Raw genomic sequence first — 16,598 nt, 5'->3', positions numbered from 1 at the left:
GGCTTCAAACTTTACTTAATGTAAGTAGAAAATTAAATGCCAAGAAATAACTTTTATAACTATTTAAATACCCTGGGGTATACACAAAGTGAAATTTCATCAGGTAGTATTGATGACAGTACTTTCGTGTACGCAACAGATAGTAAAAAACAACTTCCTGTAAAATATATATTAACCTTAACTAAACAGGATGTTTATAACGCCCACAAGCTATTGTGGAACAAAAGTGAGGATAATGTTTTCTTAGCAGTATCCGATCATAAGACTTATTTAATCAATGTAAACGATAAGCCGGACATCAACCAACCGCTAAAGAAAAGCACATGCTTAAAAACATTTGATTATGGCATTAACTCACTTGGCTTTGAAAATGTTATTCCATCGGAAATAACGAAAACCAATATTGATTCAGCTTACTTTTTCAATTTTATAAGTACTTTCAAAAAGCGGGGGCAGCAGGTAGATAAAGATTTGTTACTTAACTTATTAGCACTAAAAAACAATTTAGCTGGGGCAGGGAACGAGGATATAATACATTTACTGATATTGCGATGCCTGTTTATCAAATACCTGGAGGATAGGGGTATTTTTGAAAAGCATTACCTGCTGAATATTCTAAAGAGCGGAGTGCCGGGGAATTTATCGGCGGCTTTTGACGAGATAAAGAAGATCAATGGCGATGTATTCAAATACGATGAATTTCAACTGGACAGTATCCTGCCTAAATTTCTTACCGAACTTGCGCTGTTTTTTGAATCAGATTACCGATCTGGCCAGCAATACCTTTTCCCCTATCAGTTTGATCAGATACCCATTCAATTAATAAGCCATGTTTATGAAGCGTTTTTAAAAGAGGATAATAAGAAAAGTAAAGGAATATATTATACCCCGCCCTTCCTGGTCAGGTTCATGCTTTCCCAAACGCTGGAAGCAAACGCTGATCTAAGTTCAAACCTTACGGTGCTTGATCCCGCCGTGGGTTCGGGGGCGTTCTTAGTGGAAAGTTTCAGAATAATACAAAGGTCGCACAAAGGGCCATTGAGTTTTGAGGATAAGAAGCGGATTTTAGAGCATCAGCTATTTGGTATAGATGTTGACCGCAAGGCGCTTCAAATAGCTGCGTTTAGCCTTTATCTTGCTTTACTGGAAACAGAAGACCCGGTGTTTATTCGCGACGAAATTAAGCACGCCCACCCTATACTGCCAAGCTTAATAGGTAAAACCCTTATCCACGGCAATGCAATCACGGATAAGTTATTTTCAGCTCAAACATTTGATTATATCGTTTCGAACCCGCCTTGGGGAAGTGTACCTGTTACCACTGAAGATTTGGAAGGGGAGAACGGCGAAAACAGGAAAGAAAGGGAGGCTATTGATAACATAGAACAAGATTATCCTGAATATAAAAATGTAGCTAACTACGAGCGGTCTCAAGCTTTTTTGATAGGCGTTAATCGCTGGTGCAACCCTTTAACGGAGGTTGTTATGGTCGTTAAAAATTCCATTTTTTTAACTGATAATGCTTTAGATTTTAGGCGGGAATTATTGACAAAATACAAAATTGATACTTTTTATGAATTATCGCATTTAAATAAAATTCTATTTAAGAAGACAGAAATAGGTTACATCGGCGATCAGAAGATAGAATTAGGTGCCAGTGAGCCTTGTGCCGTTTTAGTTTTTTCCCCGTTTAGTGATAAAAATAGCGATCCTAATATGTTTTATGTTTCGCCTAAACTAACACCTTTCGCGGAGAATTTTGATCTTATCCAGTTTACCAGCCGCGATAAATTCGAGATACACCAAACAGAATTTATTAAGCATGACCTTTTATGGAAGGTATTGGTTGATGGGGAATATGAGGATTTTGAGTTAATAAGCAAATTAAGAAACGAATCCACGAATGAAAACATTATATGTAGCAGGGGCTTTGAACCATCTAAAAATATGGTTGCTACCAGTGAAGTTCCTCATAACCGGACTTTAATCAAGTCAGAAGACTTTGATCGGTACAAGATCAAGAAAAGATTGGGCGTATTTAATTGGAATCAAACTTTACGTAGACGAACTGAAAACGAATTATTTAATCACGATAGGATACTCATTGCCTATAGACCAGGGCGGAAAGATAATTTTAGGCTCAGGTGTATAAAAGTAATCGAAGATATGGTTTTTAGGAATGACGTCCTTTGCTTCAAATATAAAGGTGTCACAGATCATACTCCTTACCTGGCGCTATTAAACTCATCATTATTCGGCTATTTTATTTATAATATATCGTCTCAATGGGATGGGGGCTTAAAAAGAGAAGCCTTAAGGACCTATGACATTAAAGCGTTTAATTACGATCTGATCTTAACGAACAGCCTAAAAGCTAATCTTTCCAAATTGATAGGTAAGATCAATACAGCGGATAGCGAGGTGGATGTTCGTAATCTGGATGCACATATTAACAGTTACCTGCTTTCTAACAGTAATCTGTTGGATTATGAAAAGGAGATCATTAACGAGTTTTATCAGATACGGGTTGAAAGAGCCAACAATTCAAGGTCTGTAGCCAATCACAAGGACATTGAGAATTACATTGCCAATTTTAAAAAGACATTTTCGCTGATTTTGTCAGATGCACATACCCTGAATTTTAGTTATCACATCTCATCAAATTTTGGGGCTATCATATCCGCATCTATTGTTCCTGTAAATAAAGTGTCTACGATAGCTGTAGACGAAAATTTGAAGATATTAAACTTCGTAAAATCGAAGCAAATGCAAAATGCTGATGCACTTAATGTATTGAATGAGGGGAAAGTTAAGCTTTATGAAGAAAACAAGATTTATATTATTAAAAGTAATCAATTCAAAGACTGGACGGTAAGGCAAGCTATAAAAGATGCGAGGGAAGAAGTCAGTCAATTTATTAAACAGCTTAAGGATTAATAAATGTCTTCTCAGTCAGATTTTATCAAGGCAAACACATCCGCATTAGGTTTTACATCTAAAAGAGATTTAATCGAAAATCTTTATTTAAAATCTATTGCAGAAAGTTACCATAGGGTCGAACAAACAGTTTCGACCGAGAATGACATCAGGGATCGTTTCATGCTCGACCTTTACACTATTGATTCGACGCTGAAAAATTGGTTGCAATTAAAGGTCATCTACCTAAATTGGGAAAATTGGGTTTTTACCCCGGAATTGAGCTTAGCACGGGCAGATATATCGTTTAAAATTACAGGCTTCGAATTTATAATAGAGTGCAAACGTCTGAAATTCGCTGATAAGCAATATTTTGACGAGGGTTTAACCCGCTTTACTTCCACAAAATATAGTAAAGGGGATGAATTTGCCGGGATGATCGGGTTTGTTACCTCAAACAAAGAGGATAACATTTTAACCACATTAAGTAATTCGGTAAAAACGTATGACTACATCGAATCAGACTTTAGTTCATCAACGCTGCCTCATATTAAAAGTAGCTTTTTAAGTTCCCACAAACGGGCTGACAACACTGTGATCCATGTTTATCATATGTTTTTTTCATTTTCTAAATTACCGGAAGATATTATAGAAAATTAATCATGTCTATCATCCCCGCCTTTATCAGGATGATGTATGGAGGTAAAACTTAATACGATTTCGTGTTTTTGCTTTTTAGCCATCATGTTTTTAGACAAGTTTTCGGTACTACCTTCTTTAAAAAGCTGTTGCTATTAATATTGCCATTTGAGTAAAATTCACAGAGATAAGTTTAAAAAAGAAACAGGCCAAATTTGACCTGTTTCTTTATGTAAATTAAACTTTCAGTTTCGCTTTACGCGATTGCTTTTTTTTTAGCAGCTCCTCCGTTGGCTGCTCACGTTGTTTTAAACTTTTAGTTGCCTTCTGTTCCGGCTGCAATATTTCTTCCCGTTTTATCTTTTTCATTTGATGGTCGTACAGATCTACTGTTTTAAATTGCGGATTGGCGGCCATAAAATATTTTTGCTCGGAGCCATCACGGTCAACGGTAACCTGTTGGGCATTACCTTTTCTGAGTGAGCGCATTAATTCTTCTTTACCTTTCGGGTCGTTCAGTTCTTTTATTCCTTTACCGGCAATCACTTTATCTATATCATAGCCATAATTTTCATGGTAGTGCTTAATTTTTTTATTGCCGTTATCGGTCAGGTTCTTATCATCGAGTTGTAACCATGCCTGGTATTTATTCCCTTCCAGGTTGTACAGTTGTTTGTGAACCGCTCTACCTTCCATTAAATTAAAGGCTTCTTTTGCGGTGATACCACTACCTTTATTGATAAAAAATGATTGGTTTACATCTTTGGCCGGATCATCCTTGTGGCTGATCGTCGCATCGTATTTATTAAAGAAATACATATCTTGGTTATCGCCAGCCTTGAAATGAAGCGTGTAATCAATCGTTTTCTGGTTAAACTCCTGCTGCATACCCAACATAAATTCGGGTGTTTTCGCCTCCATTTCTTTGTCCAGGTCAGCGTTTAATTTGTCGCCAAACCCCAGGTTCAGCAAGCTTTTTTTCAAAAATTCAGAATTTTGCTTGTTCATAATTCACTTAGTTTTAAGTTAATATTTACTGTTAATTGATTAGTTTGCAGCAAGTATAACCGCTGCTGCTGGCGGAGCCGGATTGATCGTTTCCAGATTGTCCAGGTCTTTTTGTTTGATTTGAAGATAGAGGTGCCTATTGCCGTTCCGCTCGTAGAGTTCAATATTCAATGCCTGATCTTCCGATAGGGAGAAACGGTGGAAGCCAAATACTTTAGCGATCTCTTTACTTTTTAATATGGTGGTGCGTTTGTTCAGGTTTGAATATATAGGGACAATTTCCTGCTCGTGAGTTGCCATCCGGGCAACGGTCTTTAAATCCCTGATATAAAAACGGATGAAATCGACATCATAAGGCAGGTTAGAGCGGTTGCGAACATCCAGCCTGAAAAACACCTTATTATTTGCAAGCGATAATTTGTTTACCCAAACTTTAACGCCCCCCGTCTTTTTCCGGTCAACCACATCCGAGCGTTTGCCGGATGCAAGCTGACTTCCAATGGCTGCATAGTTATTTACAGGGGATCTGATAACTGTAATTATGGACCTGCTTCCGGCAACGTCTATTCTCCGTCCAGCCCGACCATAAGAATACTCCACTGGTATGTGATAAACCTGATTTGTATTTTGATCTTGTATATTCAGCTTAACGGATTTGAAATCAGGGTTTATCGCCTTTAGCGTTATTAAGCCGTTTTCAACCTGCCTGACTTCAAAATCCGGTGGTGTTTTCCCAATGATCTTAACGGATGATTTGAAAAATAAGGCCGTTGTTTTATCCCGGCTAATGTATGCGGTATCCTGCGCGAAGGAAACTGTCCCTATGGTGGCAAGAAATATGATGATGATTAATGTTTTCATGATGATCTGTTTAATTGTCTCTCTCGTTGCTATCCTTTAGCAACACTTCGTAACCTGCCTTAATTTTAACTTTGATCTGTTTTACTTTATGGCCAAATAGACCTTTAGCGGCTTCAATACCAGCCCCGGCAGCTTGTGTGCCTACGGACTGATCCATGGACATTAACTGTACGGATTGGACAGCATCGCCCACACCGTTCTTAGCGGCATCTCTGCCAATAGAACCCGGCACATATAAACCCTCCATGCCGTCCAGGTCATATACAGAAAGTGCAATCGGGAGTATATTATTTAAGTAGCGGATGCTTGCGATCTTAATGATAAGCCGTTCATTATTCAATCCACAAGTCCCATATACAAAGCTGCCTTTGGGGATCATCCGGCCATTAACATAAATACCGTCCACCAAACGTAGTTTGACAACCGCGCCGCTTACCAGTGTCTGATCTTCATGCACCACCGCCTGAATGGTATTACCCGGTGCCTGCCCCGTATTTGCGGTATGACGTTTTTTACTTTTACCCCCGCCATCATAAGAGGCATAGCTAACGGATAGCTGATCGTTTGATACACCGTTATCATCTTCGTCATCCTCTTTAGCGGCCATTACCGGATATGCCCGTTGACGGTTTTTTAAGGATTGGCTGCGTATGCGGCTATTTTCATTCCCCGGATTTTGAATATCATTGATCTGCTGCAACATTTGACTGAGCTGCCGCATTTCCGGGTCGTTGCCACCGCTGTTCATTGTTTTCATCATCATTTCCAACCTTTTTACATCCGGCCCCGATTGCTGGTCATGTGTTACCCCGACTGAATATTGCGATGCCTCCGGCTGGCTGATTTGGCGGTTGATCTGCGCAAGTTTGGCTTGAATTTTCAACTCGTTGGCATCTGCCATATTTTGTGGCTCGCCGGGATTGATCACATTCCCTTTACCCATAGAATCTATGTGGTTGGCTTTCGCGGCATCAAACCCCATTGAGCGGACGAAGTTTTGATTAACCCCGCTATTTTCCGACCCTGCTGAATCCCGTTTGGCATTTTGATAGACCCCCATTTTATTTTCAGCTTTCTCATCTTTAAACTGTGCCTGGGGCAGCGAGGTATTCAGCCCTTTAACAGTTGAAGTATCAAACGGGCCGTTTACCTGTTTACCCCCTCCTAACGCCCAAAATCCCATTGTTAAGAATGGCAGGATCAATAAAGGGACAATCATTAAAAATTTGCGTTCTTTTAAAAACTCCTGCGAGTGCTGCGGCGTTTGGCCGCTTACCTGTTGTGTTTCCATGATCTACTTTTTTATGGTTAAAGAATCTATTAATTGATGTTTACTAAAATTTGGCTTGGGTATTTCGGAAGCCATGCCGATATGAGCGGATGTATAATTACCCTGCGACCAAAGCGGGATACTATAAAATGAACTGAATACGCCTGTTATTAAAAGTCCGGCTACCAATAATCCCGATGAAACCAGTATCCATTTCTTTTGATTAACCGAATAGGCATTAAACCAGGCATTCAGGCATTGGGCGATGCGGCACTGTATTTTAATAAGTCGGTTTGCCAATACTGCCGCTATTTGGTCACTGACTTTATCGCTGGCCTCTTTTGATCTGTTGTTTTTAAATAATTTCATCATCATTAGTGTTGAATAGTGGTGTCCCGGTTGGCTAATGTTTCCCAATGCAGGATCAAAAAGCCGTGGGGGTTGTTATCGGAACGGGTAACGTTGCGTAGGTATCCCTGTGTAATTAAGCTTCTGTTCACCGTTGAGGTAGAACGGATCAGCTTTTGCGTAGCAAAGCATTTGAAATAATAAGGATATTGATTTATATCCAGTTGAATGCTATCTACGGTTATCTCCTGGCTGATATTGCCGGAAATCAGGTTGTTGTAATAGCTTTTTTCCTTTAAGTTATTGTATTGATTTTTAGCACTTTCATCGGCGAGATATAAGGCTTTGCCGATATTGGCATCAATGACTTTTTCATCCGGGTCAAGCGTAAAGAAATAGTGATGGAACATCCTGATATGATCCCTTGCTTCTACAGGGATATTATCTTTTCGATCTGCCGCAAAAGCTTCTAATGCTTTCCCGTTGGCCAATATGTATATATGCCTTCCGGCAAGATCTGCCGCCTGGTAACTTTTAAAAAGAGCAAAGCAGGAAATTAAGGTACATGCCCCTATGAACAAGTAGCTAAACAGCTTTATATGCTTAAAGGCTGTTTCAATATTTTTGAGATGTGCGAACATAAGACTGAGATTAAGAGATGAGTTTAATTAAGATTTTTGAGGGTCAATTTTTGAGGCTTGATAACTATTTGCCGCCTGCCCTTTATCCTGGAAGTAAGGTTTTGAAACGGCCCCAGATGCCATGCTTTGGCTGGTATTTTCCTTTTGATTACCAAAAGCATCAGCGGCCATACCGCCGCCCGCACTTGCCGCGCCAACAACGGACTGGCTAGTGCTGCTTACGATACTGTTTACTTTTTGCAGTAACCCGTTGCCACCACCCGCATTAACTACATAATTGGCTACACTTGGTACGGTAAAATAACCGATGATTCCAATAATTAAAAAAATGAGGTAGGCCGTATCTGTTGCACTAAAAAAGGTATCACCTGCATTTTGAACCTGTGAAATATCCAGTTTGAGCATATTTTCCTGCACCTTGCCAATAATGGCACCGAAAATATTAGCTATAGGCAGCCAGAGAAAAACATTGATATATTTTGCCAGCCATACGGTGAGTGTATGCTGAAAACCATCAAAAACCGCCAGCCCAAACACGATAGGCCCTAAAATGGCGAGAATGATCAAATAAAACGTTCGAATGGTATTGATACATAGGGCGGCAGCTTCATAGAGCACCTGCAATACTTCTGACATCCATTGTTTAACCGTATTGCGAAAGTTATAAGAGGCCTTTGACATAGCAAACTTCATATCATTGCCTACGCTTTCCAGGATGCCTTCGCCTTTTCCATCCTCACTTTTTGGATGCGTATATTTATACCACTTATCCCGGTCACCGTCACCATCAGAACCCACATACATTTGCCAGGTATCTGTTTTTTCTACTGCCGCCTCTTTTGCTTTCAGTAAGGCAGCGATAGCATTATCTGAATTTTGTACCATGCCACCTGTCGCGCTAACGGTCGGTTGCATAATGCCATTGATAACGGCGATCACTGTCGGAAATAAAAGAATAGCCAACCCCAGGGCAAAGGGGCGCATTAAAGGATAAAAATCTATGGGTTCGGCACATGCAAGCTGTCGCCAAACACGGCTGCCAATATACCATAGTGCACCAAAACCAGCTATTGCCCGGCCTACACCGATCAACTGGCTACACATCGGCAGCATATCATTATATACGCCGTTTAGTGTTCCCTGAAGGCCTTGAATATCAGTTGCAAGCCCTTCTGCTTTGGAAAATAAAGGAAAAGCAATCCCCGTTACCGCAATAATTGCGGTTAAATAAACCTTGTTTTTCATCTTATTTGATTGTTTTTTTAAGGTGATGAAGCTTCCAAAAATGGAGGTTTCATAAAAATTCGAATTAGTTAATTATACCATAAAGCTGTTTGAGCGTTCGCGTGTCGCCTATATCTTTACTTCGCTGGATACTAAGCAAGGCCCCTTGCCGGTTAAAGTGCCGAAGAAATTGAAGCTTTTCTGAACTACTGCCATATATGCGGTCAATTGCCCGCAGCCGTTCATCATCGGACATTCTGAGTTTTCCGGCAGTCAGCACATTGGCCAGTTCATCCAGGTTTTCAAGGCTTTGTTTGACCAACTGTACATAAATATCGCTCATGTAGTTCAATTCACCTGTACTGAAAGTACCGCTTTGTTTAAACCTGCTATAAGCACTTTTATATTCACTAATCAGGCTGGCTTGCTGTATAAGAATTTCGGCAACTCTTCCATAATTTCTAACTGCCGGACTAATGGCTAATAAGCCGTTAAGGTAAACGCTATGCAGGTCAAAGTTTCCTTTAGATAAGGATGAAATTGAACCGTACCCTTGCTGATAGATTTGATAGCCTGTTTTCATATCGGATAGGATACCTTTTAATTGGGTCAGCTTTTCGATATTCAAAATCAATTGCTGCATTTCCTGTGCCTGCGCCTTGCATTTGACAGCATTGCTAACCGAAACAAGTACGACCAGCACACCTATGATATATTTTAAATACTTTTTCATAACCCTGCTTTATTATTGAATACCATATAAACTTTTCGCCGTTGCCGCATCGTTACTTTCCCGCACCCGTTGCACGGCATATACTTTTACCTGATTTGAAAAAGCAGCTGAAAAACGGTAGTTATCCTGCATCGCAAGGTGTATTTTGCCAATACGGTTCAATCTTTCTTCATCACTCATTTGTAGTTTGCTGTCCGTTATCACATTTTGCAATTCAGTGATCTGTTCGTCACAATCCTTAAGCAGGGCAAACTTCACCTGCACGATATACTTTTTTTCATCATTGGTTATGTTGGCGATTTTATCTAAATCGCTCATGCGGGTAAGAATGTCCTTCTGCCATTGCAGTATATAATTCACCTGCTTGTTATTTCTGACTACAGGATTAATATTAATCTTATTGTGGTAATAGGTTGTGTGCAAACCATTTTCCGATTTCAATGAGCCGGATATTGAACCTAACCCATTATGAGCAATATTATAACCTTTCTTTAAATAGGTGGAATACACTTGTAAGGCGGCTATCTGTTGTAATAAATACTTCTTTTGCGTGTTTTTTTGATTGAACCATTCCGCAAAAGTCTGTGCTTGTACTTTGGCAGCAAAAGCGGAGGCAACAACGGTCATTAAAGTAAAAGCAAGCAGTTTTTTAGTTTTCCGGCGGATCTCATCAGCCCGAATACGGGCCAGATCAATTGATTCCATAAAGCCTTTTGATTGAGTGTGTATCATTTAAATCCTTACTGCGCTGCAAACTCAATTGGATATTCTGATTGTTAAATTGGTGTAGGTCGCTATAATTCTCATCCAGATGATCGCCAGCGTGATTAATCAGCTCTAACCTTTGTTCATCTGTCATCTGCGTTTTGTAAGCATTGACCACCAATAATATTTCATCGAGATTTTTAACGCTGGCATCTAATATCCCGGAATAAACCTGCTGCATGTGATTCAATTCTTGCGCATTAAAATGGCTATCCTGACGGAACAGGCCCCAGGCCTGATGATACTCTGCGACCAACGATGCCTGTTTTAAAGTGACATCCTTGATGCGCTGGTAATAGGATATGGCTGATTTGATCTTCCATAATTCGGTATAATAATTACTATATAGTTGTTTTTGCTGATCTGTCCAGCCGGATATTTCATTCAGTTTTGTTTTAGACAACTGATTTTCAATGACTTTTTGAGCATTTTGCAACCATATTGTTTTATTCTGCATACGCTGTACTTTCAGATCAATCGCTTTTATCACTTTAGTAACCGTTAGCTTAATTACTTCGCCTATTACAAATTGCGCTTTAACTGTATTAATCGTTGTAAATAAGAGCATTAACACAAGCCCATAAACGATTTTTATCTTTAAAATTTTCATATAGACCTCCCTAATCATCCATAATTACATGGATAAACAATTGTTTAAAGAAAATAATTGATGTGTTAGTTTATTTTATGGTATTCAGTATTACCAATCAATAAAATGGATTTTTGTGCGATAAATTGTATTTGGTGACCTAATTCCGTTTCTTCCAAAACTTTCTTATCCACATCCCATTTTGCTTTGGTATTTTCGATTTGATATTGCTTAGGTTGCACTGAACCATTTCTTATTTTATGGAAACCAGTACGGGATTCTATATTATAAATTTTGTCTTGTAGGCTATAAGTACTTACAATCAATGTGTCATCGGTAATATTAAATTCGTTTTTGAAATGTGTAACATAAGTGCCTGAAATGTCAGTTGCTGTATTGTTACTGCTACAACTGTAAAATAACAATGTTGTAAGGACGATTAAAATGGTTGATATTTTCATAATGGTTAGTTTTAATTAAGCTGCTTTTTCTAATTCTTCTCTTACAATGGCTGCGATAGCCAAGCGAACATTTCCTAATTTTTTAGTGTAGGCCTGCACCTTTGCTTTCTCAGACGATTCCGTTGTATAAGTCCAGTATTCCTCCCGGCTTACCTCAGTACGGTAAACTTTGGATAATTGGCCATTTAGACTAATAAATACCTCTTTATATTGTAGTTTCTCATCGTTATTCCTGTTCATACTCATTATTAACGCTGTTTCCTTATCCGTGATCCCTAATAGCTGTTGAACTTTAGGAAAGTCATTTTGATATTTACGCTGGTCAAGCAATATTTTACAGTCGCTGTTATTGATAATGGCTTGTTTAACTACCGGTGAACTTATGATATCTTCAATATCCTGTGTTACCACGATTGCTTCACCAAAATATTTGCGGACTGTTTTAAACAGGTATTTGATATATTCTGCCATGCCTTCCCGTGCAATCGCTTTCCAGGCTTCTTCAATTAAAATCATTTTGCGGGTCTCCTTACTGAGTTTCCGCATTTTAGAAACAAATGTTTCCATGATAATTAGGGTAACAACTGGAAACAAAATTGGATGATCTTTAATGTTATCTAATTCAAAGACAATAAAGCGTTTCTGTAGTAAATCAAGGTTCTCTTTTGCATTTAGCAGATAGGCATATTCCCCACCTTTATAGTATGGTTTTAATACAAACAGCATATTGTCAATATCAAAACGAATATCTTTCACTTTTGATTGCTTCATTGTTTCATAAAACTCATTTGATAAAAAATCATAGAAGCTGTCGAAGCAAGGAAATATGTCCGTTTCGATTTTTAGCTTTTCATAATAATGATACAGCGCATCTGATATAGCTACATATTCAGACCTTTGCACATCCTCGTCCTCCTTCTTCCATAAGGCCAGGATCATGGCTTTTATACTTTCTCTTTTTTCCGTGTCCAGGGTATCGCCTTCGGGAACATAGAATGGGTTAAAGCTGATCGGCTCATCCTCGGTATAGGTGAAGTAATAGCCACCCACAAATTCACATAAACCCTGATAGCTATGTCCAACATCTACGATAACCACATGGGAGCCTTGTTCAAAATAACTGCGCAGCATGTGGTTGGTAAAAAATGATTTGCCGCTGCCGGATGGACCTAAAATAAATTTATTGCGGTTAGTGGTTATCCCTTTGGTCATAGGGGCATCACTAATATCAACGTGAACAGGTTTACCTGATAGGCGGTCGCCCAGGCGAATACCGCAAGGACTAATGCTGGATTGATAATTAGTTTCGAGATTAAGAAAACAGGTAGCTTGCTCAACAAAGGTATCAAAGGTGTCATTCATTGGAAAACTGGCCTCATTACCTGGTAATCCCGCCCACCAGATCTGCGCCGCTCCATCTGTTTCCTGTTTCGGCTGCGCATCCATTTGAGCCAGCGAAGAACTCACCCTATTTTTAAGATCTTTTAAATTGGCCGGGTTATCCGTCCACGCTAAAATATTAAAGTGTGCTTTAACAGGTAACCGTTGCTGACTAATTGCTTCATTTAAAAATTCGTGTGTAGCATCGCGTCCAATCGCATTTTCCCGCGAATAGGCTGACAGGGATTGAAGCCGAAGCTTTTTGGATTCCAGTTTTTTCAAGGTTTGTTGGCTATCGCCAATAAAGATATATTGGTTATACAAGTGATTGCATCTAAGCAGGGTGCCAATAGGTGTAGCAAAACCGGTACTGAATTTCGTTTTATCGGTACTGTATTTATCATAGGTTATCCTCGGGCCGCAAAGCGCGGGCAAGTCTTCCGCATCACTTAGCGTGTAAAGCTGGCAATGATTATCGCCGATCCTGATCTCGTCCTCGATATGAATATCCTTTAAAACAGGGGCTTGATTTTTATTCAATAGGAAACAATATTGCTCTAAAATTCCGGGCACCTTCATCGTTCCGGTCAGTTCGTCATCATTTAACCTTGTTAAGGATATTAACCCACTATCTTCCAAAACTCTTATGAATTGACCTGCGCTGTCTTCAAAATCCCTAAACAACTCCTCACAAGTTGTTTGAACAGGAACAATGCGTTTACGCATCAGCAAACTCACCCCGCTTGAATACCGCTTAAATTTATCCGGCTTTTTAGTCAAATAGATATGGCAATGATGATGTAAATACGCCCTTTCATGGAAATATCGCTCACTCGAATGAGATAAAAATGTTTTAACATTTTCCTGGCTATCTTGTGAAAAGACGGCTTCATACTGGTCATTTATAAACCAATCCTGTTTATGAAAAATGCTGTTTTTAGGAAGCAATTTCAGGGCCTTGATCAATACCTCATGGAAAGCATGGTACTCGTCATTAGATAATGTAAATATCTCCGGCAGATTGACTTTGTAACCAATTGTCAAATCGCCTTGCGCTGAGATCATACATTGATGTTCAACTTTATAAATCGGGAATACTTGTTCCGCTTTGCTATGTGAAGCCATGATTATTGTTTTAATCGTAAAAAAATCCTCCGGGAGCTGAATTTTAAATGGTTGGGCAGATAATGTTTGGCTGCTTTCTTCATGAGACCATGCTCTCCGTATTTATGGCTTAACCTGAATACCTGGTAAAATAAGGCACTCCCTAATCCAGCAACTATAATAATGCACCAGTAAACAGGTACGCCTATCAGGTACATGACCGCAAAACCAATTAATAGTATAACCAGCCCTACTGCGAGATAACCAATATATTGTGCTTTAAGTCCTTTAAACTCTAAGGGTTTGTTAATACCCTTGTTGATCTGATACATTGCCATAATCTATTATTTAGCTTATACTCCAAAAAAAGATTTTAAAACTGTCGCCACTAACACAAGGAAAATACAGCTACCAAACCAACTGGAAGCTACCTTGCCCGTATCATGCTCACCATCATTCCATTTTTTGAAAACTTTTATTGCACCAACTAAGCCCATGATCGCCCCGATAGCATACATTAAACTGGTGCCGGTTAAAAAATAACCCTTAACCTGTGTCGTAGCCTGGGTTATGCCAGCGTTACCATCTTGAGCGTAAAGTGACAGGCTAATCAGTAAAAAGGAGATTATTGCTATTACCTGCTTGAAAAAGGCTACCGTTCTAAAACGGAGGTTTGTTTTTTGAGATTCCATAATGATCAATTTTAAATGGGTTATAGATTTAATAAGCGTTATGCCCAGCTAACTTGCAAATCCGTCAAGGCAATAGGAAACATTAGTTTTTCTTTGGATAATTCCACAACTCGGTTTAGCGTTGTGGGCAAATCAATTTCATCCTTATATCTTTTATAAGATCCGATCAATATCCGAAGCAGGGTTATAAACTCCGGCTTGTTATCAATCTCTTTAAAAGCGTCTATTAAATTACCGGCCTCAACCGCTAATTCCTGCGATGGGGTAATGTCCGCTGCACTGGTTGCACCTGCTGCCGGATGATCCTCTAACGGTTCGGAAAAAACCAAGTCCTGAGATTCGGTTATGGTTACTCCATTATCTAATTTCGCATTGCCCATAACCTGATAGGAGCCGGTTTGAGCATTTGAGAATAATGCAGTGGCAGGTTGCTTGCGATTAAACAAGTTGCTAATTTCTTTTTGGTAATAACGAAGTACTACATACCCGTAATAAATGAGGGCGAGAATAATTATGGCTGCCAAATAGTGCTGCCAGGAAATTGAAGACAACATAGGATTTTAGTTTAAAAGTTGCCACTCCATGCGGTAACCTGGAAACAAAGGTGCGGCCGTCAACATTTTAAAATTCACACCTTGTACATGAGGTAGGTGTTTTTTATTTGAAATATTAGGAGATTATGCTTAGATCAACCTATTAAACCGACTATTTTATGGCAATTAGGTTTTAATTAAAGTGCATTGATTGCTGAATGGGTTCATCAAGGGCGAATTTTTCATCTATTCGCCTTAAAAGTGCAACTTTGAGTTTATCCAAAAAGCAAGTGCGTTCTTTTTTCCTTCGGGTAATATCCGTGTATTTATGATAATAGGCCCCGAGGTCCACCTGTAGAATATGCTGAAAGAAATTGATCACTGATTTAATTTCCGCATTCCCGTTATTAAATACTCCCAAAGCAACCAAAGCATAGATCAGCTCTACCATGTCCGTTTTATTAGAAGTCCACGTAAGGGGAAGTTCAAGAGTGATATCCTGTGCATGATTGACATTGTTATTTATATTCACCAGTTCAAGGTTGAGATAATCCTGATATTTTTCGTTAGCTATGATCTTAGATAATTTATAATCATGACTGGTAGAATAAACTTCATCATCTTCAAAATCATCTAATTCCACATGAACATCGAATCCACCACGGGTAAAATAGACTTCATCCATTTTGCATGACCCGGACCTGTAATATTGATAAAATGCTTGATTGTGGTCAAAAAACCGTTTTAAATCAGTCAATTCAATGTTGATGTATTCTTTCAAGATCTCATCTCCACCAAGCGGCTTTTGCATAATGAGATTATATACATTTATAAAATAAATGTACCGGTTATAAAACTGAGGTTTTACTTTTTTAAAGAAATGAATTTCGTCCTCTGTATTTTCAAAGGAATAGCTATGGATATAGTTCTTAAGCTTGGCTAACGCTTTTTTTGAAAGCATAATAGAAGCCCTGTATCGCTCTGCTAATGTTTCCCCGTTTGAAGAAACCTCGTTTAATTGGTTTTCAAGTGCGCTATTTAACCGCTCCGCAAATTTTCTCATAGATAATAGTATCAGGTGAAAGAAATATTATATGGAGTAATGTCTGATGCTATAGGCTCTATATTTAATATGCTTTAACATAAATAAAAAGACTACGAGTTAGGGAGGAAAGTAATCCTTTAAGTTATAATCTTGCTTTGCAAAGTGGAAGTTATTCAAGACATGAATAAACTACTGACTATTAACGATTTAAATGGTAAGTTATTTTACTGTAAGATCTTTTCGTTTTGGCAGCTAGGATTCGTTCATGAATATGACTTATTATTATTCCTTCTCGATAGGACCTATTAAAGAATTCATAGTTGAATTAAATATCGGAAATAGACAAGTACTATGGGTTTCTTGCTTGTGAATATATAAGCGAAATATTT

The 16,598-nt window shown here is 38.8% G+C and carries 17 protein-coding genes; 2 read left to right on the top strand and 15 right to left on the bottom strand.

Annotated elements, in window-relative coordinates; genetic code table 11:
- Positions 1–36: 36 nt before the first annotated feature.
- Both JWP71_RS16915 and JWP71_RS16910 read left to right on the top strand, forming a co-directional pair.
- Positions 37–2,937, top strand: a complete 2,901-nt coding sequence (locus JWP71_RS16915) for an N-6 DNA methylase (RefSeq protein ID WP_299502425.1) — start codon at positions 37–39, stop codon at positions 2,935–2,937.
- 3 nt (positions 2,938–2,940) lie between these two features.
- On the top strand, positions 2,941–3,576 hold the full coding sequence (locus JWP71_RS16910) for a hypothetical protein (RefSeq protein WP_299502423.1): 636 nt from the start codon (positions 2,941–2,943) through the stop codon (positions 3,574–3,576).
- Between the two features lie 216 nt (positions 3,577–3,792).
- Here JWP71_RS16910 and JWP71_RS16905 read toward each other — a convergent pair whose 3' ends face one another.
- From JWP71_RS16905 to JWP71_RS16835, 15 genes are all read right to left on the bottom strand, one after another.
- On the bottom strand, positions 3,793–4,563 hold the full coding sequence (locus tag JWP71_RS16905; protein WP_299502422.1) for a hypothetical protein: 771 nt from the start codon (positions 4,561–4,563) through the stop codon (positions 3,793–3,795).
- Positions 4,564–4,602: 39 nt separating this feature from the next.
- On the bottom strand, positions 4,603–5,424 hold the full coding sequence (locus JWP71_RS16900) for a DUF4138 domain-containing protein (protein ID WP_299502420.1): 822 nt from the start codon (positions 5,422–5,424) through the stop codon (positions 4,603–4,605).
- A 10-nt stretch (positions 5,425–5,434) separates the two neighbouring features.
- Positions 5,435–6,715, bottom strand: coding sequence for a conjugative transposon protein TraM (gene traM, locus JWP71_RS16895; RefSeq protein ID WP_299502418.1), 1,281 nt, complete (start codon positions 6,713–6,715; stop codon positions 5,435–5,437).
- Between the two features lie 3 nt (positions 6,716–6,718).
- Entirely contained in the window at positions 6,719–7,069 is a 351-nt protein-coding gene (locus JWP71_RS16890; RefSeq protein ID WP_299502415.1) for a hypothetical protein, read from the bottom strand.
- Complete coding sequence (gene traK, locus JWP71_RS16885) at positions 7,069–7,683, bottom strand: conjugative transposon protein TraK (RefSeq protein ID WP_299502414.1); 615 nt, start codon at positions 7,681–7,683, stop codon at positions 7,069–7,071. The genes JWP71_RS16890 and traK overlap by 1 nt, the downstream gene beginning before the upstream one ends.
- Before the next feature lie 27 nt (positions 7,684–7,710).
- Positions 7,711–8,928 (bottom strand): conjugative transposon protein TraJ, encoded by a 1,218-nt coding sequence (gene traJ, locus JWP71_RS16880; RefSeq protein WP_299502412.1) that lies wholly within the window; start codon positions 8,926–8,928, stop codon positions 7,711–7,713.
- 64 nt (positions 8,929–8,992) lie between these two features.
- The gene (locus JWP71_RS16875) at positions 8,993–9,640 is read right to left on the bottom strand and encodes a TerB family tellurite resistance protein (protein ID WP_299502409.1); all 648 of its coding nucleotides are present in this window, start codon (positions 9,638–9,640) and stop codon (positions 8,993–8,995) included.
- Between the two features lie 12 nt (positions 9,641–9,652).
- A complete protein-coding gene (locus JWP71_RS16870; protein WP_299502408.1) occupies positions 9,653–10,345 on the bottom strand; it encodes a hypothetical protein in 693 nt (230 codons plus the stop codon).
- On the bottom strand, positions 10,332–10,973 hold the full coding sequence (locus JWP71_RS16865) for a conjugal transfer protein TraI (protein ID WP_299502406.1): 642 nt from the start codon (positions 10,971–10,973) through the stop codon (positions 10,332–10,334). Before JWP71_RS16865 ends, JWP71_RS16870 begins: the two co-directional genes overlap by 14 nt.
- A gap of 107 nt (positions 10,974–11,080) precedes the next feature.
- Positions 11,081–11,455, bottom strand: a complete 375-nt coding sequence (locus JWP71_RS16860; protein ID WP_299502404.1) for a hypothetical protein — start codon at positions 11,453–11,455, stop codon at positions 11,081–11,083.
- A 15-nt stretch (positions 11,456–11,470) separates the two neighbouring features.
- On the bottom strand, positions 11,471–13,960 hold the full coding sequence (locus JWP71_RS16855) for a TraG family conjugative transposon ATPase (protein ID WP_299502402.1): 2,490 nt from the start codon (positions 13,958–13,960) through the stop codon (positions 11,471–11,473).
- Between the two features lie 2 nt (positions 13,961–13,962).
- Positions 13,963–14,277 carry a DUF4133 domain-containing protein gene (locus tag JWP71_RS16850; RefSeq protein WP_299502400.1) on the bottom strand — a complete coding sequence of 105 codons (315 nt, stop codon included), beginning with the start codon at positions 14,275–14,277 and terminating at the stop codon, positions 13,963–13,965.
- A gap of 15 nt (positions 14,278–14,292) precedes the next feature.
- A complete protein-coding gene (locus JWP71_RS16845; protein WP_299502398.1) occupies positions 14,293–14,631 on the bottom strand; it encodes a DUF4134 domain-containing protein in 339 nt (112 codons plus the stop codon).
- 38 nt (positions 14,632–14,669) lie between these two features.
- Positions 14,670–15,185, bottom strand: a complete 516-nt coding sequence (locus tag JWP71_RS16840) for a hypothetical protein (protein ID WP_299502396.1) — start codon at positions 15,183–15,185, stop codon at positions 14,670–14,672.
- Positions 15,186–15,357: 172 nt separating this feature from the next.
- A complete protein-coding gene (locus JWP71_RS16835) occupies positions 15,358–16,227 on the bottom strand; it encodes an RteC domain-containing protein (protein ID WP_299502394.1) in 870 nt (289 codons plus the stop codon).
- Between the last annotated feature and the right edge of the window lie 371 nt (positions 16,228–16,598).

The organism is Mucilaginibacter sp., assembly GCF_028287845.1.
Lineage (GTDB): Bacteria > Bacteroidota > Bacteroidia > Sphingobacteriales > Sphingobacteriaceae > Mucilaginibacter.
Note: the sequence above shows the minus strand (reverse complement) of the source record. Positions and strands in the feature narration are given on the sequence as shown.